General features: G+C 73.4%; 22 protein-coding genes and 1 pseudogene. 11 read left to right on the forward strand and 12 right to left on the reverse strand.

The genetic code is table 11. The features are described 5' to 3' along the window. Positions 1-299: 299 nt before the first annotated feature. Positions 300-836 carry a CGNR zinc finger domain-containing protein gene (locus ACQPXD_RS29360; RefSeq protein WP_432824544.1) on the reverse strand — a complete coding sequence of 179 codons (537 nt, stop codon included), beginning with the start codon at positions 834-836 and terminating at the stop codon, positions 300-302. A gap of 37 nt (positions 837-873) precedes the next feature. On the opposite strand from ACQPXD_RS29360, the pseudogene ACQPXD_RS29365 reads away from it, so the two are divergent. Next, a pseudogene (locus tag ACQPXD_RS29365) lies at positions 874-1,806 on the forward strand (EamA family transporter); the annotation flags it as partial. Positions 1,807-2,188: 382 nt separating this feature from the next. Here ACQPXD_RS29365 and ACQPXD_RS29370 read toward each other — a convergent pair. Genes ACQPXD_RS29370 through ACQPXD_RS29380 form a run of 3 tightly spaced genes read right to left on the reverse strand, consistent with a single transcriptional unit; the run spans position 2,189 to position 4,706 of the window. Beyond that, the gene (locus ACQPXD_RS29370) at positions 2,189-3,223 is read right to left on the reverse strand and encodes a maleylacetate reductase (RefSeq protein ID WP_432824545.1); all 1,035 of its coding nucleotides are present in this window, start codon (positions 3,221-3,223) and stop codon (positions 2,189-2,191) included. Between the two features lie 4 nt (positions 3,224-3,227). Further along, the gene (locus tag ACQPXD_RS29375) at positions 3,228-4,094 is read right to left on the reverse strand and encodes a dioxygenase (protein WP_432824546.1); all 867 of its coding nucleotides are present in this window, start codon (positions 4,092-4,094) and stop codon (positions 3,228-3,230) included. Positions 4,095-4,124: 30 nt separating this feature from the next. Next, positions 4,125-4,706 carry a TetR/AcrR family transcriptional regulator gene (locus tag ACQPXD_RS29380; RefSeq protein WP_432824547.1) on the reverse strand — a complete coding sequence of 194 codons (582 nt, stop codon included), beginning with the start codon at positions 4,704-4,706 and terminating at the stop codon, positions 4,125-4,127. A gap of 94 nt (positions 4,707-4,800) precedes the next feature. Between ACQPXD_RS29380 and ACQPXD_RS29385 the strand changes: the two genes are divergently transcribed. Further along, positions 4,801-5,913, forward strand: coding sequence for a zinc-binding alcohol dehydrogenase family protein (locus tag ACQPXD_RS29385; RefSeq protein WP_432824548.1), 1,113 nt, complete (start codon positions 4,801-4,803; stop codon positions 5,911-5,913). Positions 5,914-5,921: 8 nt separating this feature from the next. Here ACQPXD_RS29385 and ACQPXD_RS29390 read toward each other — a convergent pair whose 3' ends face one another. From ACQPXD_RS29390 to ACQPXD_RS29400, 3 genes are read right to left on the reverse strand one after another with little or no spacing between them, the layout of a single operon-like run. Then, positions 5,922-6,266, reverse strand: a complete 345-nt coding sequence (locus ACQPXD_RS29390) for a TraR/DksA family transcriptional regulator (RefSeq protein WP_432824549.1) — start codon at positions 6,264-6,266, stop codon at positions 5,922-5,924. A gap of 28 nt (positions 6,267-6,294) precedes the next feature. Continuing rightward, a complete protein-coding gene (locus tag ACQPXD_RS29395; RefSeq protein WP_432824550.1) occupies positions 6,295-7,749 on the reverse strand; it encodes an ATP-binding protein in 1,455 nt (484 codons plus the stop codon). Then, positions 7,746-8,462 (reverse strand): response regulator transcription factor, encoded by a 717-nt coding sequence (locus ACQPXD_RS29400; protein ID WP_432824551.1) that lies wholly within the window; start codon positions 8,460-8,462, stop codon positions 7,746-7,748. Before ACQPXD_RS29400 ends, ACQPXD_RS29395 begins: the two co-directional genes overlap by 4 nt. A gap of 200 nt (positions 8,463-8,662) precedes the next feature. On the opposite strand from ACQPXD_RS29400, the gene ACQPXD_RS29405 reads away from it, so the two are divergent. After that, complete coding sequence (locus ACQPXD_RS29405) at positions 8,663-9,208, forward strand: hypothetical protein (RefSeq protein ID WP_432824552.1); 546 nt, start codon at positions 8,663-8,665, stop codon at positions 9,206-9,208. 33 nt (positions 9,209-9,241) lie between these two features. Here the strand turns inward: ACQPXD_RS29405 and ACQPXD_RS29410 are convergent, their stop codons facing one another. Continuing rightward, positions 9,242-9,787 (reverse strand): zinc-binding dehydrogenase, encoded by a 546-nt coding sequence (locus tag ACQPXD_RS29410; RefSeq protein WP_432824553.1) that lies wholly within the window; start codon positions 9,785-9,787, stop codon positions 9,242-9,244. Here ACQPXD_RS29410 and ACQPXD_RS29415 point away from each other — a divergent pair. Further along, positions 9,780-9,929, forward strand: a complete 150-nt coding sequence (locus tag ACQPXD_RS29415; RefSeq protein WP_432824554.1) for a hypothetical protein — start codon at positions 9,780-9,782, stop codon at positions 9,927-9,929. The two genes, ACQPXD_RS29410 and ACQPXD_RS29415, sit on opposite strands and share 8 nt — an antisense overlap. 150 nt (positions 9,930-10,079) lie before the next feature. Here ACQPXD_RS29415 and ACQPXD_RS29420 read toward each other — a convergent pair whose 3' ends face one another. Continuing rightward, the gene (locus ACQPXD_RS29420; protein ID WP_432824555.1) at positions 10,080-11,477 is read right to left on the reverse strand and encodes a glycosyl hydrolase; all 1,398 of its coding nucleotides are present in this window, start codon (positions 11,475-11,477) and stop codon (positions 10,080-10,082) included. Between the two features lie 263 nt (positions 11,478-11,740). Between ACQPXD_RS29420 and ACQPXD_RS29425 the strand changes: the two genes are divergently transcribed. From ACQPXD_RS29425 to ACQPXD_RS29450, 6 genes are all read left to right on the forward strand, one after another. After that, positions 11,741-12,757: a LacI family DNA-binding transcriptional regulator gene (locus ACQPXD_RS29425; protein ID WP_432824556.1), complete on the forward strand. Its 1,017-nt coding sequence runs from the start codon at positions 11,741-11,743 to the stop codon at positions 12,755-12,757. A 462-nt stretch (positions 12,758-13,219) separates the two neighbouring features. Beyond that, a complete protein-coding gene (locus ACQPXD_RS29430) occupies positions 13,220-14,530 on the forward strand; it encodes an ABC transporter substrate-binding protein (protein ID WP_432824557.1) in 1,311 nt (436 codons plus the stop codon). A 64-nt stretch (positions 14,531-14,594) separates the two neighbouring features. Continuing rightward, positions 14,595-15,452 (forward strand): carbohydrate ABC transporter permease, encoded by an 858-nt coding sequence (locus ACQPXD_RS29435; RefSeq protein ID WP_432824558.1) that lies wholly within the window; start codon positions 14,595-14,597, stop codon positions 15,450-15,452. Then, positions 15,449-16,279 carry a carbohydrate ABC transporter permease gene (locus ACQPXD_RS29440; RefSeq protein ID WP_432824559.1) on the forward strand — a complete coding sequence of 277 codons (831 nt, stop codon included), beginning with the start codon at positions 15,449-15,451 and terminating at the stop codon, positions 16,277-16,279. Before ACQPXD_RS29435 ends, ACQPXD_RS29440 begins: the two co-directional genes overlap by 4 nt. A 16-nt stretch (positions 16,280-16,295) precedes the next feature. Then, positions 16,296-17,312: a LacI family DNA-binding transcriptional regulator gene (locus ACQPXD_RS29445; RefSeq protein ID WP_432824560.1), complete on the forward strand. Its 1,017-nt coding sequence runs from the start codon at positions 16,296-16,298 to the stop codon at positions 17,310-17,312. 44 nt (positions 17,313-17,356) lie between these two features. Next, entirely contained in the window at positions 17,357-18,364 is a 1,008-nt protein-coding gene (locus tag ACQPXD_RS29450; protein WP_432824561.1) for a LacI family DNA-binding transcriptional regulator, read from the forward strand. Positions 18,365-18,370: 6 nt separating this feature from the next. Here the strand turns inward: ACQPXD_RS29450 and ACQPXD_RS29455 are convergent, their stop codons facing one another. Then, entirely contained in the window at positions 18,371-19,393 is a 1,023-nt protein-coding gene (locus ACQPXD_RS29455) for an aldo/keto reductase (protein ID WP_432824562.1), read from the reverse strand. Positions 19,394-19,488: 95 nt separating this feature from the next. Between ACQPXD_RS29455 and ACQPXD_RS29460 the strand changes: the two genes are divergently transcribed. After that, on the forward strand, positions 19,489-20,100 hold the full coding sequence (locus ACQPXD_RS29460; protein WP_432824563.1) for a TetR/AcrR family transcriptional regulator: 612 nt from the start codon (positions 19,489-19,491) through the stop codon (positions 20,098-20,100). A 220-nt stretch (positions 20,101-20,320) separates the two neighbouring features. Here the strand turns inward: ACQPXD_RS29460 and ACQPXD_RS29465 are convergent, their stop codons facing one another. Both ACQPXD_RS29465 and ACQPXD_RS29470 read right to left on the reverse strand, forming a co-directional pair. Beyond that, positions 20,321-21,718, reverse strand: a complete 1,398-nt coding sequence (locus tag ACQPXD_RS29465) for a glycosyl hydrolase (RefSeq protein WP_432824564.1) — start codon at positions 21,716-21,718, stop codon at positions 20,321-20,323. Positions 21,719-21,919: 201 nt separating this feature from the next. Further along, a complete protein-coding gene (locus tag ACQPXD_RS29470; RefSeq protein WP_432824565.1) occupies positions 21,920-22,855 on the reverse strand; it encodes an NmrA family NAD(P)-binding protein in 936 nt (311 codons plus the stop codon). Positions 22,856-22,889: the final 34 nt, after the last annotated feature.

Raw genomic sequence — 22,889 nt, forward strand, 5'->3', positions numbered from 1 at the left:
CCAGCCGCTGGCCACTACCGGTGCCCGGCACGCGCTTGCCGACGACCCTGGGTGTCCACGATCCGCGATGCAGTTCCCACACGGCCGGCGCTGCCCGCCGCAGCACACTGCGCAGCGACCGGAAGTCTCCGCGATCATGCCGCACCCGCCGCCGACACCAGCGGTTTTTCATGATCACGGAGTGCTGATGTACGCCCGTGTACCACAAGTCTCCGGGATCATGGCAAACCCGGTGTGCGGTCACCGCGGGCATCATGATCACGGAGATTTTCAGCCCCCGCGCGGGCGGTGGTCCGGCCTCAGGCGGTGCGGCGGCGGGCGCGGTAGGCGGCCACGTTGGCGCGGTTGCCGCAGCCGCCCTCGCAGAAGCGGCGGGAGCGGTTCTTCGACAGGTCGACCAGGACGTCGTCGCAGTCGTCGGCGGCGCAGACGCGCAGGCGGTCCAGCTCCTTCATACGGATCACGTCGACCATCGCCATCGCCATCTCCACCTGGATGCGCACCGCCAGGGCCGCGTCGCGCGGGGTGGCGTGCAGGTGGTAGTCCCAGTCGTCGTGCTTGGCCAGCTGCGGCAGCGCGGCGGACTCGCGCAGCATCGCGTTGGTCAGCTCCACCGCCTCGTCCTCGCCGATCTCCCAGAAGCGGCGCAGCTGCGGGCGGAGGGCCCGGACGCCGACCAGCTCCGGCCCGTCGTGGGTGCGCACGCCGGTCCACGTCCAGCGGGACAGGAACGCGTCCAGGGTCACCGGGTCGGTGAGCTGCTCGGGCGGGCCCTGAGTGTTGATCAGCGCGGCCGCGAACGTCAGGGCGACCTCGGTATCATGAGCAAAAGTCATCTTGACTCCTTACCGGTGGTACCCGTAGCGTCGCGTCATGAGCATAACGCGGTTTACTCGTGACGGTAGGGCGCGGGGTGCGGCCGGGCTGGCGCTGGCCGTGCTGTCGGCGGCGATGTTCGGCACGTCCGGGCCGTTCGCCGGTTCGCTGATGGCGGCCGGCTGGTCGCCCGGTGCGGTGGTCACGCTGCGGATCGGGGTCGCGGCGCTGCTGCTCACCGGGCCGGGGCTGGTCGCGCTGCGGGGGCGGTTCGGGCTGCTGCGCGCCGCGGCTGGCGAGATCCTCGCGTTCGGGCTGGTCGCCGTCGCCGGCTGCCAGCTGTTCTTCTTCAACGCCGTGCAGCGGCTGGACGTGGGCGTGGCGCTGCTGCTGGAGTACGGCGGCATCCTCCTCGTCGTCGTGTGGGTCTGGGTGCGCCACGGCCAGCGGCCCCGGCGGCTCACCGTGGCCGGCGGCGTCGCCGCGCTCGTGGGGCTGGTCCTGGTGCTCGACCCGGCCGGCGGCGGGCTGGACCCGGCCGGCGTGTTCTGGGGGCTGCTCGCCGGGACGGGCCTGGCCGTGTACTTCGTGATCGCCGCCCGCGGCGACAGCGTCCTGCCGCCGATCGCGCTCGCCTGGGCCGCGATGGTGCTCGGGGCGGTGACCCTGGCCGTGTTCGACGCGACCGGACTGCTGCCGTTCCGCACCAGCGCCGCGCCCGTCGGGCTGCTCGGGCGGCAGGTGAGCTGGATCGTGCCGATCATCGGGCTGGCGCTGGTCGCCGCGGCGCTCGCCTACGCGGCCGGGATCGCCGCGTCGCGGCTGCTCGGGGCGAAGGTGGCCTCGTTCGTCGGGCTGACCGAGGTGCTGTTCGCCGTCCTGTTCGCCTGGGCCCTGCTGGGCCAGGCCCCCGGCGCGTGGCAGCTCGCGGGCGGCCTGGTCGTGCTGGCCGGCATCGCCCTGGTGCGCCTGGACTCCGCCGCCGACACGGCAGGGAACGGCTCACGAGGTCTGGATGCGGACCACGACCTCGGCGTCGGTGACCTTCTGGACGCTGATGTCGAAGCCCTGGGCCTGGGTGCTGCCGTCGACGGGCACGCTGACCGTGGTGCCGCCGACGTCGAGCCGGACGACGCCGTTGTCAACGCCGAGGAGCTTCACGTCGACACCCAGCACCGACGACTCCGCCTCGACGCCGCGGTCGAAGGTGACCGTGCAGGCGTCGGTCGTGCAGTCGACGTTCTCTGAACTGCAGGCGGACAGGCCGCCCACGGCGAGGACGAGCGCGGCGGCGGCCGTGGCGAGACGGCGGGTCAGGGTCGTCATGCGGACCGAGTTTAACCATTACGCGCAACTGTACGGTCGGCGCCGCCTACCAGGCCGCCTCCAGCAGCGCGGTCAGCTCGGCGGGGTCGAGGGGCCGCGGGTTCGGATACGGCGCGGCGACCACCCGCTCGGCGATCCCCGGCAGCCCGTCCCGGGGGACGCCGAGCGCGCCGAGCGTCGTCGGCCCCTCGTAGCCCCGGGCCAGCGCCGCGACCGCCGCGACCGGGTCGCCGCCGGTCACCTTGGAGAGCCGGTCGGCGGCGGCCGGGGCGAAGGGCAGGTTGAACGCCATCACGTGCGCCAGCAGCATCGCGTGCAGCTCGGCGTGCGGCAGCCCGTAGGCGCCGCCGAGCACGTGGGTCAGCTGGTGGTGCAGCCCGGTGCGGGTCTGGGCCAGGCACAGCCCGGCCAGCCAGGCCGCCTGCTGCAGCCGCGACCGGGCGGGCAGGCCGGCCGGGTCGGCGAGCACGTGCGGCAGCGCGTCGAGCACGACCGTGGCCGCCTCGGTCGCGAGGGCGTCGGTGGCGGCCGTCGCGTCCGGGGCCCACAGCGCCTCGACCGCGTGGGCCAGGGCGTTGAGCGCGCTGGTGCGGGTCAGGCCGGGCGGCATCGACAGGGTCAGCTCCGGGTCGTAGACCACGGTGCCGGGCGCGAGCGCCGGATCGCGGCGGGTGGTCTTGACGCCGTTGTCGGTCTCGCCGAGCACCGGCGTCACCTCGGAGCCCGCGTAGGTCGTCGGCACCACCACCTGCGGCATCCCGGTGCGCGCGGCGAGGGCCTTGGACAGCCCGACCGCGGAGCCGCCGCCGATGGCCACGACCACGTCGGCACCCGCCCCGCGGGCCACCTCGAGCGCCTCCGCCGTGACGTGCACCGGCGTGTGGACCGCGGGCCGGTCGAACCGCGCCGCCAGCCGCCCGCCGAGCGCGCCGGCGAGCTCGTCCGCGGCGGCCCGGGCCGAGCCGGTGGCGACCACCAGCACCCGCCGCGCGCCGAGCCGCTCGAGCTCGCCGGGCACATCGTGGCGGGCGCCGGGGCCGGACAGCACCCGGCAGGGCAGCGTCTCGTGAACGGTGGCCATGCCGTCACCCGGCCGCGGCGGGCTGCACGACGATGGGGAAGTCGACCGCCCGGAACGGGTTGGGCAGGCCCAGCCCGGCCGCCCGCGCCGGGTCGTCCACCGGCGCGAACTCGCGGATCAGGCTCTCCTTGACGCCGAACACGGCGTCGGAGTCCAGATATGGCGAGCCGTCGACGAACAGGTGCGTGGTCAGCGTGCGGATGCCGGGCGCGGAGACCTCGAGGTGGATGTGGGCGGCCCGGTTGGGGTGGCGGCGGGTCGCGCCGAGCAGCCGGCCGACCGGGCCGTCGGTCGGGATCGGGTAGAAGCGCGGCACGACGGTGCGGAAGTGGAAGCGCCCGTCGGCGTCGGCGGTGAACCGGCCGCGGAGGTTCTGCCGGGGTACCTCGTCCGGCCGTTGCACGTCGTAGAACCCGTCGGCGTCGGCCTGCCACACGTCGACGCTCGCCCCGCCGACCGGCCGCCCGGCGGTGTCCACCACCCGCCCGGTGACCAGGCACGGCTCGCCGTTGCCGACCAGGTCGATGCTGTCGCCGAGGGCCCGCGGCGGCGAGGCGACCATGTGGAAGGGCCCCTCGACGGTCGACTCGGTGCCGCCGTCCTCGGCCCGGTTATTGATGGTCTCGACCAGCATCGACACCCCGAGCACGTCGGAGAGCAGGATGAACTCCTGCCGGGTGGCGTCGCACTTCTGCCCGGTTTCGGTCAGGAACCGGATGCCCGCGGTCCACTCCTCGGTGGTCAGCCCCACGTCCTTGACGAAGGCGTGGGCGTGGCGGACCAGCGACGTGAGGATCTCCTTGAGCCGCTCGTCCGGGGTGGCACCGAAACTGGCGGCGACGACGTCGGCCGAATGTTCCTCATCGAACATCAGCGCAGCGTACATCGCCGGGCGCGGGCGTCAGGGCCGCCGGAGGAACAGCGTGGTCGCGTCGGCGATGAGGCGGTCGATCTCGCCGGCCGGGAAGCGGCCCGTGGCCACCAGCGTGGCGATGCCGTGCAGGGTCGACACCAGGAGCATCTGCAGGCGCTCCGGGTCGTCCAGCGTCAGGCGGCCCTCGCGGGCGCCCTGGCCGATCAGCTCGGTGACCGCGGTGAAGAAGCTCTCGGCGGCCTCGGTCACGCCGGGCGACGCGGCGGAGCTCTTCGTCGCGAACATCAGGTCCATGAGGGCGGCGTCGTGCAGCGCGAACTCGACGTACGCCCGGGCGAGGGCCTGGAACCGCTCCTCGTAGCCGCCGGCGCCCTCGGCGCCGGCCTTGAGCACGGCGTCGGCCAGCCGCCGGAAGCCCTGCTCGGCGAGCGCGTTCAGCAACGCCTGGCGATCGGCGAAGTGCCGGCGCGGCGCGGCATGGCTGACCCCGGCCTCGCGGGCCAGCTGACGCAGCGACAACGCCTCGACGCCCTCGGCGCGCAGGGTCTTCTCCGCCGCGTACAGCAGCGTCGCCCGCAGGTTGCCGTGGTGGAAGGGCCGCTGGGTCATAAGGGCAGGTTAGCGCGCAGTAGTCGTTGACAACATTGTTGCTGACGCCTACTTTGTTGTCACCGACTACTTCAGCGCTCGTGAAGGAAGACCGATGAACCGTGCCGCCTGGATCGACCGGCCCCGCGCCCAGCTGTCCGTGCGGGACGCACCCCGCACCGAGCCGGGCGCCGGCCAGGTCGAGGTGCGCGTCCGCGCCATTGCGATCAACCCCGTCGACTGGATCGTTCAGCTGGCCGGCAGCCTGGCGTACCGCTGGCTGAAATACCCGGCCGTCATCGGCTGCGACATCGCCGGCGAGGTCGTCACGGCCGGCCCCGGCGTGACCCGATTCCGGCCCGGGGACCGGGTGCTGGCCCACGTCGTCGGTACCGACCGGGACAGCAACACCCCGGCCGAGGGCGCGTTCCAGCTCTACAGCGTCGCCCTCGAACGGATGACCGCGCCGATACCCGACGACCTGCCGTTCGAGGACGCGGCGGTGCTGCCGCTGGCGGTCTCGACCGCCTCGTGCGGCCTGTTCCAGACCGACTACCTCGGCCTGCGTCACCCCGCCGCTCACCCCGCGCCGACCGGCGAGACGCTGCTGGTGTGGGGCGGCGCGACCAGCGTCGGCAGCCAGGCGATCCAGCTCGCCGTCGCCGCCGGCTACGAGGTCGTCACCACCGCCTCGCCGCACAACCACGGCTACGTCAGGGGTCTCGGCGCCAAGGAGGTGTTCGACTACACCAGCGCCACGGTCGTCGACGACATCGTCGCCGCCTTCGCCGGCCGCCGGTTCGCCGGTGCCATCGCCTTCGGCCAGAGCTCCGGCGACGCGTGCGTGCGCATCGCCGCGCGGTGCGAGGGCCGCAGATTCGTCGCGCTGGGCAGCCCCGCCGTCTCGTTCGCGCCGCTCGGCGAGCCCGGCCACGGCCGCTTCGCCGTCTACGGCATCGCGCGGCGGCTCGTCGCCGCCGGCATCGGCCTGCGCCGGCGGGCGCGCCGGCTCGGCGTCCGGGTCAAGGACATCTACGGCACCACGCTCAAGAGCAACGAGGTCAGCACCGCCGTCTACCGCGACTTCCTGCCCGCGGCGCTGGCCGCCGGCAGCTACAGCGCCGTCCCCGCGCCGCGGGTGGCCGGCACCGGCCTGGAGCACATCCAGGAGGCGATGGAGCTGCAGCGCCGGGGCGTCTCGGCCGCCAAGATCGTGGTGCGGCTCTGACCGCCGGCTCAGGCGCAGCCGACGCAGGTGCGGGCGGCCGGCCGGGCGGCGAGGCGCTCGGCCGGGATCGGGCGGCCGCAGCGCTCGCACCCGCCGTAGGTGCCGGCCGCCAGCCGGGCGAGGGCGTCGTCGAGGTCGGCCAGGCGCCGCCGGGCCGCGTCGAGCACCGCGGTGAGCTGGGCCCGCTCGTAGGCGATGGTGCTGCCCTCGGGGTCGTGCTCGTCGTCGGCGTTGGAGTCCACCGAGGCCGCGAACACCCCGCGCAGGTCGGCCGCCAGCGCCGCCACCTCCGCGGCCGCGGCCTCCCGCCGCCGCAGCAGGCCGGCGCGCGTGGCGGAGCCGTCGCCGGTCATGACAGCGCCAGCCCCGACGCCACCGGCCTCATCGCCGGCTCGGTGCTGCGCCGGGCCCTGAATGCGCCGGCAGCCGGATGGTGACCACCGTGCCGCGCGGCTCGTTCGGGGCGGCGGCGACCGCGCCGCCGTGCTGGGCCGCGGTCTGCGCGACGATGGCCAGGCCCAGGCCGGAGCCGGGCATCGAGCGGGCCGCCGGGGCCCGGTAGAAGCGGTCGAAGACGTGCGGCCGGTCGGCCTCGTCGATCCCGGGCCCGGTGTCGGCGACGGTCAGCTCGGCGGCGCCGCCGGCGGTGCGCAGCCCGGTGCGGACCGTGCCGCCGGGCGGGCTCCACTTGGCCGCGTTGTCCAGCACGTTGACGACCATCCGCTCCAGCTCGCCCGGCCGCCCGTGCACGGTGACCGGGGTCAGGTCGGCGGCGAACGTCAGCCCCGGCGCGCGCTTGCGCACCCGCTCGATCGCCGCGGTCACCACGTCGGCGAGCTCGACCGGCTCGGGCTCCTCCCGGGCGGTCTCCTCGCGGGCCAGCTCGACCAGCTCGGTGGTCAGCGTGGCCAGCTCGCCCACCTGCGCCTCCAGGTCGGCCAGCAGCTTCGCGCGCTCCTCGGGCGGCAGCCGGTGGGCCAGCTCCGGGCGCCGCTCGACCGCCAGCAGCAGCTCCACGTTGGTGCGGATGCTGGTCAGCGGCGTTCGCAGCTCGTGCCCGGCGTCCTCGACCAGGGTCCGCTGGGCGCGGCGGGAGGCGTCGATCGCGCCGAGCATCGTGTTCACCGACCGGCCCAGCCGGGCGATCTCGTCGGCGCCGTGCACCGGCACCGGATGGGTCAGGTCCATCGTGACCGCCACGCCCTCGACCGCCTCGGCGAGCCGCTGCACCGGCACCAGCCCGGCCCGCGCCACCGCCCGCCCGAGCACGGCCGCCCCGGCGATGCCGATCGCGCACCCGGCCAGCAGCAGCCCGCCCAGCGCGGTGAGCGTGTGCCGGGCCGGCGCCTGGTCGATCGCGACCTGCACGGCGCCGCCGCCGTCGGCCGGCACGGTCAGCATCAGGTACTGCCCGCCGCCGATACTGACCTGCTCCTGCACCGAACCGCGCCCCGTGGCGGCCACCTGCCGCGCGCCCTTCGTCACCGGCAGCGGCGGCGGATCGCCCGTCGGGTTGCCGCCCGCGTCGACGAGCTGCCACCGGGTGCCGAGGTCGCGCTTCCCGCGGTGCGGGCCCGGCCCGGGCGGCCCGCCGGGCCCGCGATCGGGCCCGAAGTCGACGGTCGGCAGCTGCGCGGCGCCGGCCCGCCACCGCTCGGGCTGGGCGGCGATGGCCTGCGCGTCGGCTTCCAGCTGGACCTGCAGCTGCCGGCGCTGGATCGCCGCCACGGCACCGAACGCGACCGCCGCGACCGCCAGCACGGCGACCGCGACCGCGCCGGTGACCAGCAGCGACAGCCGGGCGTGCAGGGTGCGCCGGTGCCACCAGTCGCTCACAGCGGCTCCTCCCGCAGCACGAACCCGACCCCGCGCACCGTGTGCAGGAGCCGGTCCTCGCCGCCGGCCTCCAGCTTGCGGCGCAGATAGCCGAGATAGACGTGGATGCTGTTCGAGGTCTCGCCGAAGTCGTACCCCCACACGTGCTCGAACAGCACCTCGCGGGTGAGCACCTGGCGGGGGTGGCGCAGGAACACCTCGAGGATCGCGAACTCGGTCCGGGTCAGCCGCAGCGCCCGCCGCCCGCGCCACACCTCGCGCGTCTGCGGGTCCAGCCGCAGGTCGCCGAAGCGCAGCTCGCCGCCCGCCTCGCCCCGGGCCGCGCCGGCCCCGCCCGCGGCCCCGGCGGTGAGCATCGACCGGCGCAGCAGCGCCCGGAGCCGGGCCATGAGCTCCTGCAGCGCGAACGGCTTGACGAGGTAGTCGTCGGCGCCCGCGTCCAGCCCCGCGACCCGGTCCCCGACGCTGTCCCGGGCGGTGAGCATGAGCACCGGCACCAGCCGCCCTTCCGCGCGCAGCTCCCGGCACGCCTCCAGCCCGTCGAGCACGGGCATGCTGACGTCGAGGATCACCGCGTCGGGCTCCCCGTCCTCGATGACGCCGAGCGCCTGCCGCCCGTCGGCCGCGGTCTGCACCTGGTAGCCCTCGAACCGCAGCGTACGGGCGAGCGAGTCGCGCACCGCCGCGTCGTCGTCGACCACCAGAATCCGCACCTTCGCCTCCCTGTCACGCCACCCTCGCGGGCCGGTGTGAGAACAGCGGCGGCCGGCTCCTAAGAGTTCACTAAGAGCCCGGCCGGCTCTCACGCAATTCTTAGGCTCGCTTGCCAACTCCGCTTAACCGAGGCTTCCATCATGGACATCGTTGCGGCGACGCCCCCTGCTCGCCGCCTCCTGCCACCTTGGAGCCCACGATGAGCGATCCCGTCGCCCCCGACGAACCTTCGCACAACCCGCCTTCCACCCCACCCCCCGCACCCGCGGCCCCGGCCTCGGCACCCGCGGCCCCGGCCGCCTCGGCCGCGGAGGCTCCACCGGCCGCGCCGCCGCCCCCGCCTCCGGCCGCCTTCGCCGCACCGGCACCCGCGGGCACCCCGGGCGCCCCCGGCGGCCCGCCCGGCCCCGGCTGGCGGCGTCCACTGCGCGGCCCCGGCGGCCCGCTGCTGCTCGTCCTGGCCCTGCTGCTGGGCTGCCTGCTCGGCGCGGGCGTGACCGCCGTCGGCGCCGCCGTGGTCGGCGGCTTCCACCACCGCGGCGCCCCCGCCAAGTTCGACGACCGCGGCCGCTACGGCCCCGGCCCTTACGGCCCCGGCGGCTACGGGCGGGACGGCTACGGCCCCGGCCGCGACGGCTACGGGCGTGACGGCTACGGCCGCGGTGACCGTCCGCCGCGGATCCAGCCCCCGGCCCCGGGCGCGACGCAGCCACCGCCGGCCACGCCGTCCGCATCCGCCTCCTGACCGGGCCGCGCGGGCTGCCGGAACCGTCGCCGCTCAGCCCGCGTCGAGGCTCAGCAGGACGGCGCCGATGTTGCGGCGCTGCTCCAAGTCCTCGTGGGCGGCGGCGGCCGCTTCCAGCGGGTGGACGGCGTGCACCCGCGGCACGAGCCCGGCGGTGAGCGCCCGCCGCACGGCGGCGCGCTGCCGCGCCACCGGGCGGCGGACCGCCAGCCCCATCGCGCCGACGACCGTCAGCCCGCGGCGGTTCACGTCGCGGGCGTCGAGGGCGACGTACTCGCCGGAGGTGAACCCGTAGATGCCGAAGCGCCCGCCGGCGCGGGTGGCGCGCAGGGCCTCGGCCCCCACCGCGCCGCCGACCGCGTCGAGGGCGACGTCGACCGGCGGCAGGGCGCCGGCCCAGCCCGGCGCCAGGTAGTCCACGTCCGCGCCGGTCGCCGCGCGCTTGGCCGGCCCGCCCACCGCGGCGACGACCCGGGCGCCGGCGGCGGCCGCGAGCTGGGCCAGCACCGAGCCGATCCGCCCCGCGGCGGCGGTGACGAGGACGGTCTCGCCGGGCCGCACCCCGGTCGCGATGTTCACCGAGACGGTCGCCTGGTGGCTCGCCCACGACCGCCCGGGCACCCCGGAGGAGATCGCCGGCCGCTCCGCCCGCATGGCCGCCGCCATCATCACCGAGGCCACCGGCTGGCCGGCCGCCCCGGAGACGGTCAACCGCCGGTAGCCGGCGACCCGGTCGCGGCCGGGGCCGGCGTCGTCGAGCCTTTCACCGACGAGCAGGGCGCGCTCCAGCAGGGCAAGTGCCTCGTCGGCGGGGCTGGCCGCCCTGGGCCGGCTCGCCTTGGCCGGCTGACAGGGCGGCGCAGCCCGCGGGTCAGGGCAGGGTCCAGTTCTGGTTGGTCTGGCCGTTGCAGGTCCAGATCTGGATCTGGGTACCGTCGGTGCTGTTCTGCCCGGTGACGTCGAGGCATTTGCCGGTCTCGGGATTGACCAGGGTCTGCCCGGAGCGGGACCACTGCTGGTGGCCGTTGCCGTTGCAGTCCCACAGCTGCACCTTGGTGCCGTTGGCGTTGACGCCGCCGGTCACGTCGAGGCATTTGCCCAGCGCGCGGAGGGTACCGTCGGTGCCGGCCGTCCACGACTGCGCGCCGGTGCCGTTGCAGGTGTACAGCTGGATCTTCGTGCCGTTGGCGGTGCCGGAAGCGGCCACGTCCAGGCACTTGCCGGCCAGGCCGGTGACCGGTCCGACGCCGGTCGAGGCGCCGAAGTGGATCTCGCCCCGGTTGAGCACGCGGGAGTCGTAGTAGGTGCGCTTGATCTCGTTGTTGCTGTTCCAGGCCGGGTCGGTGAGCCAGCTGATCCAGACGCTGAAGAACGTCCACCGGGGCTGGGCGCTGATGGTCTCCGGGGTCGGCACGGTGCCGACCTCGGACAGGCCGATCGGCTTGCCGCCGGCGATGCCGAGCATGGCGTTGTACCAGGCCTGCGTCGGCTGCCGGTTCACCCACGCGTCCATCGTGGCCAGGTCCACATAGGACGCACCCGGCCAGTAGTCGCCGACGTGGCTCTCGCCGCCGGCGATGTCCTTGAGGTTCCAGACCCAGACGAGGTTGCTCAGGCCCTTGGTGCCCGCCAGATAGTCATGGGTGATCTGGTACAGCTTGCGGCTGCCGTTCGGCCCCGGCCGCCCGCCCCACCAGGACCAGCCCTCGTTCATCTCGTGCTGCGGCCGGAACAGCACCGGGATCCCGCTGTTCTTGAGATCCTGCAGGTACGGCACGGCCTCGTCGAGCCGGCGCTTGAAGGCGGTGTTGAGCGCGGACCCGTCGGTGACCAGCTCGTTCCACTGGGGATCGGACAGCTTGCTCTCGATGGCGCCGTCGCCGTAGTCCCAGTGGCAGGACGAGCCGACGGTCGGCGGGCACATGTGCCACACCAGCGCCGGGATGGAGCCGGCCGCCCACACGCTCTTGGCCTGGGCGATGACCGTCGGGCGGGCGTTGATGTCGGCCTGCTCGAAGGCGAAGTCGCCGGCCCACTCCCCCGGGTACTCGCCGGTGATGTCGTGCACCTTCTGCTGCCAGGTGTTGGGCGCGGAGCTGGGCCCGTCCTGCTGGCCGGAGATGATGCTGTGCCCGGAGATGCTCTGCAGGTAGCTGACGACGTCGGCGGCGGTGGCGGTACCGCCGGGCGTGGGCGCCGCGGCGGCCGGGCGGCCCGCCGTCAGCGCCACCGTCACCGCGACGGCGGCCAGGGCTATGGCTGCTCGCATTGGCTGCCTCCTTCCGGTTGCGGGGATTACTGAACCGAGTAAGGCAGCTAAACGCAGTTAAGTCAACCGATGTCCGGCCGACCGCCGCGGCCGACGACCCCGATAAATGGTGCAAAACGCTCCTTCACCACGGCGAGGCAAAGTTGTGACCTGAACCGAGTAAGCGCTCCTCCGCCGGCCGGCGCGCGTGGTCGCGACAGATCGACGGCGGAGGGCTAGCATCAGCTGAACCGAGAAACCGAGCAGCAAGGCGGAGGCGAAGCGTGAAGCGCCCGACCATCGCCGACATCGCCCGCGAGGCCGGGGTGTCCAAGGGTGCGGTGTCGTATGCGCTGAACGGCCGCCCCGGCGTCTCCCCCGCCACGCGGGAGCGGATCCTCGAGGTGGCCGGCCGGCTCAACTTCCACGCCGACAGCAACGCCCGCGCCCTGGCCGGCGCGCAGGCCCGGGTCGTGGGGCTCACGCTGCGCCGCCCGCCGAGCACGCTGGGCGTGGAGCCGTTCTTCATGGAGCTGATCAGCGGCCTGGAGCTGGAGCTGTCCCGCCAGTCGTATGCGCTGCTGCTGCAGATGGCCGCCGGGCCCGACGAGGAGCTCGCGTTCTACCGCCGCTGGTTCAGCGAGGCCCGCGTCGACGGCGTGCTCGTGTGCGACGTGCGCGACGACGACCCGCGGGTCGCGCAGCTGCAGGAGCTCGGCGTGCCGGCGATCGTGATCGGGCCGCCCGACGCCGGCGGGACGCTGCCCACCGTGTGGTCCGACGACGCGCGGTCGATGCGCGAAGCGGTCGAATACCTCGCGGCGCTGGGGCACCGGCGCATCGCCCGGGTCGGCGGCATCGCCGAGTTCGCGCACACCGCGATCCGCACCGCCGCGTTCACCGAGGCCTGCGCCCGGCTCGGGCTGGGCGAGGCGGTGACCGTGCCGGCCGACTACAGCGGCGAGTCCGGCGCCCGGGCCACCCGCGGCCTGCTCACCGCCGCCGACCGGCCGACCGCGATCGTCTACGACAACGACATCATGGCCGTGGCCGGGCTGACGGTCGCGCACGAGCTGGGCATCGCCGTGCCGGCCGAGCTGTCGATCATCGCCTGGGACGACTCCCCCGTCTGCCGCCTCCTCCATCCGCCGCTGACCGCCCTGACCCGCGACATCGGCGAATACGGCGTCGTCGCGGCCCGGCTGCTGCTGGCGGCCGTCGGCGGCGAGCCGGTCGTCAGCACCCACGTCGCGCCGGCCCACCTGAGCCCTCGCGGCAGCACCGCCCGCCCGGCCACGTAGCGCAACCCCGGCCCGCCCGCCCTGAGGTTCGGGCGTGTCGAGATCCGCAATGAGCGAGGTCGTTGGTCAACGGCCAAGGAAGATAAGGCCCCCCGGCGGCGCTTTCTTTCCGTGATCATGCCGAGGAGCGTCCCGAATGGCGGGATCCCCATGATCGTGGAGCGATGATGTACCAGGAGCGGCACTATCACTCCGCGATCATGAGGATCCCAGCAAATGGACGCCTCCGGCGCAGATCACGGAAGCGAAACGCCGCACCGATCTGGCGGCGCGGGAGGGCACACGCCGGGGCCCCTTGACGGCGAAGGCCGGAGGTCGGCGGCGCCGGGATCGACGGACGTAACGGATCGGTAAAGACGAATACACCGGGCTTTACCAGGGCCCGGGGCGGTGGGACAGTACGGTCGCTTCACTAAAGCGCTTTAGCAAACCCGAAGCGACACCCCCGAATGGAGCACTCCCATGTTCAGACGAGCGTTCGTCGCCGTGCTGGCCGCCACCGCCCTCGCGGCGGCCGGCTGCGGCGGCTCCGGCACGTCGGGTTCGTCGGACGAGGCCCTGTCCCCCACCGACGCCGGCGCCGTCTCCGGCGACATCACCGTGCTGACCAACCGCACCGACCTGGTCACCGACGGCACGATGAAGCGGTACGCGGCGCAGTTCAACCAGCTGTACCCCAAGGTGAACGTCAAGTTCGAGGGCGTCACCGACTACGAGGGCGAAGTCCGGATCCGGATGAACACCGCGAACTACGGCGACGTCCTGCTCATCCCCAACACGGTCCCGACCGACGACTACCCGAAGTACTTCGCCTCGCTGGGCAGCGCCCAGGACCTCGCCGCGAAGTACAGCTTCACCGACAAGGCGAAGGTCGGCGACAAGGTGTACGGCGTCGCGGGCTTCGCCTACGTCAACGGCTTCGTCTACAACAAGGACGTCTGGGCCCAGGCCGGCGTCACGCAGTGGCCGACCACGCCGGATGAGTTCATCGCCGACCTCCAGGCGATCAAGGCCAAGACCGCCGCCACGCCGTACTACACCAACTATCACGACGGCTGGCCGCTGAGCTCCTGGTCCTCGGTGGTCGGCTCGGTCAGCTGCGACCCGCTGGCCAACGACAAGCTGGCCACCACCGACCCGTGGGCCGCCGGCGCCGACCTCGGCACCGGCGACACGCTGCTCTACGACATCGTGAAGAACAAGCTGTCCGAGGCCGACCCGACCACGACCAACTGGGAGGACTCGAAGGGCGCGATCGCCACCGGCAAGATCGCCACGATGTGGCTCGGGTCGTGGGCCATCGTGCAGATGCAGGACGCCGCGAAGCAGGCCGGCAAGGACCCGGGCGTCATCGGGTACATGCCGTTCCCGAAGCAGGTCGGCGGCAAGTTCTGCTCGGTGGTGGCGCCCGACTACCAGTACGCGATCAACGCCCACTCGAAGAACAAGGCGGCCGCCCGCGCCTGGTTCGACTGGTTCATCGACAAGTCCGACTCGGCCGCGGTCAACCAGGCCGTCTCCGCGGTCAAGGGCGCGCCGATGCCGCCCGCGCTGCAGCCGTTCACCGCGGCCGGCGTGACGTTCATCGAGCTGTCCCAGGCCGGGTCGGCGAAGCTCACGAAGATCGACAACGCCTCCGAGGTCGGCATCAGCAAGCCCGACTACCGGCAGAAGCTCGTCGACACCGCCCGTGGCGCCGCGCCGGGCGATCTCAAGAGCGTCTTCGCCGACCTGTCGAAGCGCTGGACCGAGGCCGCGAAGAGCGCCGGCTGACCTGACGACACCCGGCGGGCCGGCGGCCGCGGCCCCGGCCCGCCCCAACGGAGGGTTGGCTCACTTGAGACGACTGATGCCGTGGCTGTACCTGCTGCCCGCGCTCGCGCTGCTGGTCGCCTTCACCTACATCCCGGTGGCGGGCATGGTGGGGTACAGCTTCACCGACTGGGACGGCCTGAGCGACGATCCCGCCTTCGTCGGCCTCGCCAACTACGCGCAGCTGTTCACCCGGCCCGAGCTGTTCGGCGTGTTCTTCGTCAGCCTCTACTACCTGGCCGCCGCCGCGGTGCAGATCGCGCTGGCGCTGTACTTCGCGTTCGTGCTCAGCTTCAAGGTGCGGCTGCGGAGCCTGTTCAAGGGCATCCTGTTCTTCCCGTACCTCATCAACGGCGTCGCCGTGTCGTTCGTCTTCCTGTACTTCTTCCGCCCGCACGGCACCCTCGACGCGCTGCTCGCGCTCGTCGGCGCGCACCCGGACAAGCTGTGGCTGGGCGACCCGGACCTGGTCAACGGCTCGCTGTCGGCGGTGTCGGTGTGGCGGTTCCTGGGCCTGAACTTCGTGCTGTTCCTGGGCGCGATCCAGGCGGTGCCCGGCGAGCTCTACGAGGCCGCCGAGCTCGACGGCGCGAACCGCTGGCAGGTGTTCCGGCACATCGTCGCGCCCGGCATCCGCCCGATCGTCGGGCTGAGCGTCATCCTGGCCGTGTCCGGGTCGCTGTCGGTGTTCGAGATCCCGTTCGTGATGACCGGCGGCGCGGGCGAGAGCAAGACGTTCGTCATCCAGACGGTCAAGCTCGCCTTCCAGTTCGGCAAGTTCGGGCTCGCCTCGGCCGCGGCCGTGGTGCTGCTGATCGTCGTGCTGCTCGTGACCTGGGTCCAGCGCCGCCTGGTGCCGGACGAGAGGACGGACCTGACATGAACGCCCGCGCCGCGCTCGCCGGCACGTTGAAGTACCTCTCCCTCGTCGGCGCCTCCGTCGTGGTGCTGCTGCCGCTGGTCACCGTGTTCCTGACCTCGCTCAAGACGCCGCAGGAGCTGGCCGGGGGCGGCCCGCTCGACCCGCCGCACGACTGGCTGAACCTGCACAACTACGCCACGGCGTTCACCGGCGGGCGGATGCTCGCCGCGTTCGCGAACACCGCGATCATCCTGGTCGTCACCGTCGCCGGCACGGTGCTCGTGGGCACGCTGGCCGCCTACGCCATCGACCGCATGCGGTTCCGGTTCAAGCGGGTGGTGGTGGCGGCGTTCCTGGTGGCGACGCTGGTGCCCGGGGTCACCACGCAGGTGACCACGTTCCAGGTCGTCGACGCGATCGGCGCGTTCGACTCGCGGTGGGCGCCGATCCTGCTGTACATGGGCACCGACATCGTCGCCATCTACATCTTCGTGCAGTTCATGCGCGGCATCCCGGTGTCGCTGGACGAGGCCGCCCGGCTCGACGGGGCCTCGACGTTGCGGATCTACCGCACGATCATCCTGCCGCTGCTGCGCCCGGCGATCGCCACGGTCGTCATCATCAAGGGCATCTTCGTGTACAACGACTTCTACATTCCGTTCCTGTACATGCCGTCGGAGGAGCTGGGCACCATCTCCACCTCGCTGTTCCGGTTCAAGGGGCCGTACGGCGCGCACTGGGAGACCATCTCGGCCGGCGCCATACTGGTGATCGTGCCGACGCTGGTGCTGTTCCTGTTCCTCCAGCGCTTCATCTACAACGGCTTCACGTCCGGAGCCACGAAATGAAGGCCGCCAAAACGAAGTGAAGCGCCCGACGATCAGCGACATCGCCGAGGCCGCCGGCGTCTCCATCGGCGCGGTCTCGTTCGCCCTCAACGACCGGCCCGGGGTGTCGGCGCGCACCCGGGAGCGGATCCGGGCGATCGCCGACGAGATGGGCTGGCAGCCCAGTGCCGCCGCGCGCAACCTGTCCGCGGCCCGGGCCGAGGCGATCGGGCTGGTCATCGCCCGCGACGCGGCGACGCTGGGCGTGGAGCCGTTCTACATGAAGTTCATCGCCGGCCTGCAGACCGAGCTCGCGACCACCGGCACCGCGCTGGTGCTGCAGGTGGCCGGCGACCACGCGCAGGCGATCGAGGCCCTGCGCGGGCTGTGGGCGGCCCGGCGCATCGACGCGACGATCCTCACCGACCTGTGGGTCGACGACGTGCGGGTCGCCGCGCTCGAGCGGCTCGGGCTGCCCGGTGTGCTGGTCGGCCCGCCGCGGCCGGGCACCGCGATGCCGGCGGTGTGGAGCGACGACGCGGCCGCGTTCACCGAGGCGGTCGACTACCTGGCCGGGCTCGGCCACCGGCGCATCGCCCGGGTCGGTGGGCTGGTGTCGCTGGAGCACACCCGGATCCGCACGGCGGCGTTCGGGGCCGCGGCCCGGCGGCTGCGCCTCGCCGGGGCCGAGGTCGTCGACACCGATTACAGCTGGGAGGCGGGCGCGTGGGCGACCGAGCGGCTGCTGACCGCGCCCGAGCCGCCGACCGCGATCACGTTCGACAACGACATCATGGCCACCGCCGGGCTGCACGTGGCCCGCAAGCTGGGCCTGGACGTGCCCGGCCGGCTGTCCATCGTGGCCGGCGACGACTCGCAGCTGTGCGAGATGGCGTTCCCGGCGCTGACCGCGCTGTCCCGCGACGTGCCCGCCTACGGCGCCAACGCGGCCCGCACGCTGCTCGCGTTCCTGGCCGGCGGGCCGCCGGCCGACTTCCAGGACGCGACCGCGCGGCTGCTGGTGCGCGACAGCACAGCGCCGCCCGCGCGCTGAGCCGGTTACGCTACGTTTCGCGGTGGCGGAGGATCGGAGCGTGGATGGCGGGGCGGCGGCCGACGATGAGCGACATCGCGCGCCGGGTCGGCGTGTCGCGGGTCGCGGTGTCGTATGCGCTCAACGGCCGCCCCGGCGTCTCCGACGACCTGCGCGAGCGGGTCCGGGAGGTGGCCGCCGAGCTCGGCTTCACCGCGCACCGGGCCGCGGTGGCCATGCACGGCGCGTCCGCCGGCGTGGTCGGGCTGGCCCTGCGCCGCACGTCGGCCGCGCTGCGCAGCGAGGTGTTCCGCCGCCAGTTCATCGCCGGGTTGCAGACGGAGTTGTACTCCCGCGGCTGCGGCCTGGCCCTGCAGTTCGTGGCGGGCCCCGACGAGGAGATCGCCATCTACCGCCGCTGGCACGCCGAGCGCCGGGTCGACGGCGTGATCCTCACCGACCTGCGAGCCGACGACCCGCGCCCGGCGGCGGCGCTGGAGCTGGGCCTGCCCGCGGTCGTCGCCGGCGGCGCGGGCCCGCTGCCGGGCCTGGCCAACCTGTCCACCGATGAGCCCGCGGCCGCCGCCAAGATCACCGGCTACCTGGCGGCGCTGGGCCACCGGCGCATCGCCCGGGTCAGCGGCCCGGCCGACCTGGCCCACACGAGGGCCCGCACCGAGGCGCTGGCGGCCGGCCCGCTGGAGGTGGAGACGGTCGCCGCCGACTCCACCGGCGAGGCGGCGGCGCAGGCGACCCGCCGCATCCTCAGTGCCCGCCGCCGCCCCACCGCGATCGTCTACGACAACGACCTGATGGCCCTGGCCGCCCTCGGTGTCGCCGCGGAGATGCACGTCCCGGTGCCGGCCGGGGTGTCGATCCTGGCCTGGGAGGACTCGCCACTGTGCCAGCTGGTCCACCCGGCGCTGACCGTGCTGCGGCGCGACATCGCCGACTACGGCGCGCGCACCGCCCGGCTGCTGTTCGAGTGGCTCGACGGCCGCCCGCCGCGCAGCGTCCGCGCGCCGAACGCGGTGCTGGTCGTGCGGGACAGCACGGCTCCGCCCGCCCCGTGACGTCGCTCAGCCGGCGCGGCGCTCGGCGGCGGGGCGGCGGCGCAGGCCCGGGCTCAGCAGAGCCGGGGGCGCGTAGGCCTGGTCGAGGGCGCCGACGTCGGTGCCGGGCGGGACGATCTCGTCGATCCGGTCGAGGATATCGTCGGTGAGCGCCACGTCCAGGCCGCTGAGCAGGCCGTCGAGGTGCTCCATCGTGCGTACCCCGATGAGCGCGCTGGTCACGCCCGGGTGCGCGATGGCGAACGCCATCGCCAGGTGGGTCAGCGGCATGCCCGCCTCCTCGGCGAGCGGGATGAGCGCCTCGACGGCGTCGATCCGGTGCTCGTCGTTGAGGTGCCGGAACAGCCCGGCCCGGCGCAGCTCGTTCTGCCCGCCCTTGCGGACCCGGCCGGTGAGCAGCCCCTGGGCGAACGGGCCCCACACGAGCGTGCCCATCCCGTAGCGCTGCGCGATCGGCAGCACCTCGCGCTCGACGCCCCGGTTGAGCAGCGAGTAGGGCGGCTGCTCGGTGCGCATCCGGGCCAGGCCGCGCCGCTCGGCGACCCACTGCGCCTCGACGATGTCGGACGCCGGCGTGTTGGCCGACCCGATCGCGCGGACCTTCCCGCTGTGGATCAGGTCCGACAGGGCGGACAGGGTCTCCTCGATGTCGGTGGTGGGGTCGGGCCGATGGATCTGGTACAGGTCGATGTAGTCGGTCTGCAGGCGGCGCAGCGAGTTCTCGACCGCGGTCGTGATCCAGCGCCGGGAGGCGCCCTGCTGGTTGGGGTCCTGGCCCATCGGGCGGCTCACCTTGGTCGCCAGGACGACGCTGTCGCGGCGCCCCTTGAGCGCCTGGCCCACGACCTCCTCGGAGTCGCCGTAGGCGTCGGCGGTGTCCACGAAGTTGATCCCCGCGTCCAGCGCCTTGTGGATGATGCGGGCCGAGTCCTCGGGATCGGGGTTGCCGACGGACGTGGCGAACATCAGCGTGCCGAGCGCGTAGGGGCTGACTTTGATGCCGGTCCGGCCGAGCGTGCGGTACTGCATGTGAGTCCTCCTCAGGTGTACCCTGACGGGAAGCGGAAAGCCCTTCCGAATCAACTATACGGAAAGCTTTTCCGGAACAGCAAGCGGAGGGTGTGGTGACCGAGCACACGGACGGTCCGGCCGCGCGCGAGCGCGCCCCGCGCCGGCTGCGCGTCGACGCGCAACGCAACGTCGGCTCCCTGCTGGAGGCGGCGAAGACCGTCTTCGCCACCTCGGGCGTCGACGCGCCGGCGAAGGAGATCGCCGACCTGGCCGGGGTCGGCGTCGGGACGGTGTACCGGCACTTCCCGCTGCGCTCGGACCTGATCACGGCCGTGCTGCAGCGCGATGTCGACGCCTGCGTCGAGGCGGGCCCGGCGCTGAGCGCCACCCACGAGCCGGGCGTGGCATTGGAGCAGTGGATTTTGCGGTACACCGGATTCGTCGGCACGAAACGCGGGCTCGCCGCGGCCCTGCACTCGGGCGACCCGGCCTACGACGGCCTGCCCGCCTACTTCCTGCGGCAACTCGGCCCGGCGCTCGAGGCGTTGCTGGACGCCGCCGCGGCGGCCGGCGAGATCCGCACCGACATCAGCGCCGACGACCTGCTGCGCGCCGTCGCCCACCTGTGCCACACCGCACCCGGCGAGAGCGTCGCCTACAGCCAGCGCATGGTCGCCGTCCTCATCGACGGCCTCCGCTACCGCGCCGCACCCCGCCACCCCTGAGCCATCCACACCCCGAGCCCCGCCCGCCGCGACACCAACACTCCGCGATCATGCCCGAATCACGGTGCGCACCACGGGTTTTTCATGATCACGGAGCGGAAGTGTACCCATAGGTACAATATGTCTCCGCGATCATGAGAAAGCCGCAATTCCGCGGCGGCCACCTCATGATCGCGGAGTGTTTCCGCCCGCCGCGCCGGCCGCGAGAGGGCGGCGGCGGTCAGGACGGCAGGGTCCAGTTCTGGTTGGTCTGGCCGTTGCAGGTCCAGATCTGGATCTGCGTGCCGTCGGCGCTGTTCTGCCCGGTGACGTCCAAGCACTTGCCGGTCTCCGGGTTGACCAGGGTCTGCCCGGAGCGGGACCACTGCTGGTGGCCGTTGCCGTTACAGTCCCACAGCTGCACCTTCGTGCCGTCGGCGTTGACGCCGCCGGTCACGTCGAGGCACTTGCCCAGCGCGCGCAGCGTGCCGTCGGCGCCGACCGTCCACGACTGCGCGCCGGTGCCGTTGCAGGTGTACAGCTGAATCTTCGTGCCGTTGGCGGCGCCGGAAGCGGCCACGTCCAGGCACTTGCCGGCCAGGCCGGTGACCGGGCCGGTGCGGGAGCCGCCGCCGCTGCCGCCGGGCACGGTGAACTCGCCGCGGACGAGCACGCGGCTGTTGAAGTAGGTGTTCTGCACGGCCGCGTTGGTGTTGTAGGCGGGGTCCTGCAGGTACTCGGCCCACACCATGAAGTACGTCCACCGCGGCTGCGCCTGCAGCAGCGACACGCTCGGCACCTGCCCGACCTCGGCCAGCGCGATCGGCTTACCGCCGGCCACGTTGAGCATGGCCTGGTAGTCGCCGCCGCTCGGGGCGAGCTTGACCCAGATGTCGAGGGTGGCCACGTCGACGTACGACGGGCCGGGCCAGTAGTCGCCGATGGAGCCCATGTTGGTGTCCTTGACGTTCCACACCCACACCAGGTTGGACAGCCCCTGGCCGGCGAAGTAGTCGTGGACGATCTGGAAGAGCCGGCGGCTGCCGTTGGGCCCGGGCCGGCCGCCCCACCACGACCAGCCCTCGTTCATCTCGTGGATCGGCCGGAACAGCACCGGCACGCCGGCGTTCTGCAGCTGGCGCAGGAACGGCACCGCCTCGCTCAGCCGGTTCTTGAACGCGGTGTTCAGCCCCGAGCCGTCGGCGATCAGCTGGCTCCACTGGTTGTCGTCGAGGTGGCTGAGCACCCCGTTGGAGTCCCAGCCGCACGTGGAGCCCACGGTCGGCGGGCACATGTGCCAGGTCAGCGCGACCAGCGAGCCGCCCTGCCACTGCCGGATCGCCTCGCTGACCATTGTCTGGCGGGCGGCCACGTCGGAGGCGGCGAACAGGAAGTCGCCGCCCCACAGGCCCGGCGTCTGCCCGGTGATGCCCTGCGCGGCCCGGGTCCACTTGGTCGGGTCGGAGTTGGGTTCCCGGTTGTGCTGTCCGGTGATGGTGTACTGACCGGAGATGCTCGACAGGTAGTTGACCAGCGCGGCCGGCGTCGAGGCGGGGAACGCCCGCGCGGGCAGCGGCACGGCGACGACGGCGGCGACCAGCATCGCCAGCACGACGGCGCCCCGGACGGTTCTGGGCATGCGCACGGGGGCTCCTTCCGCGGCCAGACATCGGTTCAGTACCCTTACTGAACCGAGTAAGCGACGGAAACGCTACGACCCGATCGCGACGGTTGTCAATGCCTGCGGAACTCAGCCCTGGGCGGGGCGCGGCCCGTGCCGCACGACGCCGAGCCAGGCCAGTTCTGCCATGGCCCACCCGTACGCACCGCGCGAGCCGGCCTAACTGCCGCTCCGCGGGGCCGGCGCGTCGAGCCGGACGAGGTCGGTGCGGGCCCACTCCTCGAAGGTGGTGGTCGGCACGCCCAGGGCGCGCGCCGCGTCGGGCCGGGCCGGGGCCGGGTTGTGCTGGGAGTACTGCTGGCCGCGGGCCATCTCCGGCAGCAGCCCGTCGGCCAGCGCCGCCTCGGGGCCGGCCGGCGGCTCGATCGTGGTGCCGAGGGCGGCGGACATGAGGCGGGCGGCGGTGCGGTACGACACGCGGTCCCCGGCCAGCTCCAGCTCGACCCCGGCGAAGCGGTCCGGGTCGGCGAAGGCGGCCGCCGCGGCGGTGCCGACGTCGCGGACGGCCACCCAGGCGAACAGCGCGTCCGGGTCCACGGCCACCCGCATGCGGTCGGGGGCCGACTCCGCGTAGAGGTACGACGGGCGGACGAGGTTCTCCATGAACGTCGCGGGCCGGATGATCGTCCAGCGGTCGAAGCCCGCCGAGCGGGCCAGCTCCTCCGCCGCCGCCTTGCTCGCCCAGTAGTGCCCCATGTAGGCGCCCCATCGGGGCTCGTCGAAGGCGTCCCGGTCGAAGTGGCCGGCGCCGGAGACCGACGTGTGCACCACCTGCTCGGCGCCGGCGGCGCGGGCGGCGGTCACCAGGTTGCGGGCGTGGCGGACCTCACGGTCGCCCATCAGGTCGGCCAGGTCCGGCATCTGCACCGAGAACACCGCCCGGGCACCGGCGGCGGCCGCGGAGAGCGACGCCGGGTCGTCCAGGTCGCCGCGGACGAGGGTCGCGCCGGCGGCGGCCAGGGCGCGGGCCGGCGCCGACGAGGGGTCGCGGACCAGGGCGCGCACGGGGGTGCCGGCGGCGAGCAGCGCGCGGGCGGTGGCGCCGCCCTGCTTGCCGGTGGCGCCCGAGACGAGGACGGGACGGGGATCGGTCATGAGCCTGCTCCTATGGTACCGATGAAACGGGGTT

Origin of the sequence: Dactylosporangium sp. CA-092794 (assembly GCF_050948465.1) — a bacterium.
Lineage (GTDB): Bacteria > Actinomycetota > Actinomycetes > Mycobacteriales > Micromonosporaceae > Dactylosporangium.

Coding starts and splice junctions, on each gene's coding strand:
- ACQPXD_RS29380 (WP_432824547.1), bottom strand. CDS start 4,706: ATGACCCAGCGGCCCTTCCACCACGGCAACCTGCGGGCGACGCTGCTG.
- ACQPXD_RS29405 (WP_432824552.1), top strand. CDS start 8,663: ATGAGCGATCCCGTCGCCCCCGACGAACCTTCGCACAACCCGCCTTCC.
- ACQPXD_RS29470 (WP_432824565.1), bottom strand. CDS start 22,855: ATGACCGATCCCCGTCCCGTCCTCGTCTCGGGCGCCACCGGCAAGCAG.
- ACQPXD_RS29465 (WP_432824564.1), bottom strand. CDS start 21,718: ATGCCCAGAACCGTCCGGGGCGCCGTCGTGCTGGCGATGCTGGTCGCC.
- ACQPXD_RS29450 (WP_432824561.1), top strand. CDS start 17,357: ATGGCGGGGCGGCGGCCGACGATGAGCGACATCGCGCGCCGGGTCGGC.
- ACQPXD_RS29375 (WP_432824546.1), bottom strand. CDS start 4,094: ATGTTCGATGAGGAACATTCGGCCGACGTCGTCGCCGCCAGTTTCGGT.
- ACQPXD_RS29440 (WP_432824559.1), top strand. CDS start 15,449: ATGAACGCCCGCGCCGCGCTCGCCGGCACGTTGAAGTACCTCTCCCTC.
- ACQPXD_RS29390 (WP_432824549.1), bottom strand. CDS start 6,266: ATGACCGGCGACGGCTCCGCCACGCGCGCCGGCCTGCTGCGGCGGCGG.
- ACQPXD_RS29455 (WP_432824562.1), bottom strand. CDS start 19,393: ATGCAGTACCGCACGCTCGGCCGGACCGGCATCAAAGTCAGCCCCTAC.
- ACQPXD_RS29430 (WP_432824557.1), top strand. CDS start 13,220: ATGTTCAGACGAGCGTTCGTCGCCGTGCTGGCCGCCACCGCCCTCGCG.
- ACQPXD_RS29415 (WP_432824554.1), top strand. CDS start 9,780: ATGTTCACCGAGACGGTCGCCTGGTGGCTCGCCCACGACCGCCCGGGC.
- ACQPXD_RS29385 (WP_432824548.1), top strand. CDS start 4,801: ATGAACCGTGCCGCCTGGATCGACCGGCCCCGCGCCCAGCTGTCCGTG.
- ACQPXD_RS29360 (WP_432824544.1), bottom strand. CDS start 836: ATGACTTTTGCTCATGATACCGAGGTCGCCCTGACGTTCGCGGCCGCG.
- ACQPXD_RS29370 (WP_432824545.1), bottom strand. CDS start 3,223: ATGGCCACCGTTCACGAGACGCTGCCCTGCCGGGTGCTGTCCGGCCCC.
- ACQPXD_RS29420 (WP_432824555.1), bottom strand. CDS start 11,477: ATGCGAGCAGCCATAGCCCTGGCCGCCGTCGCGGTGACGGTGGCGCTG.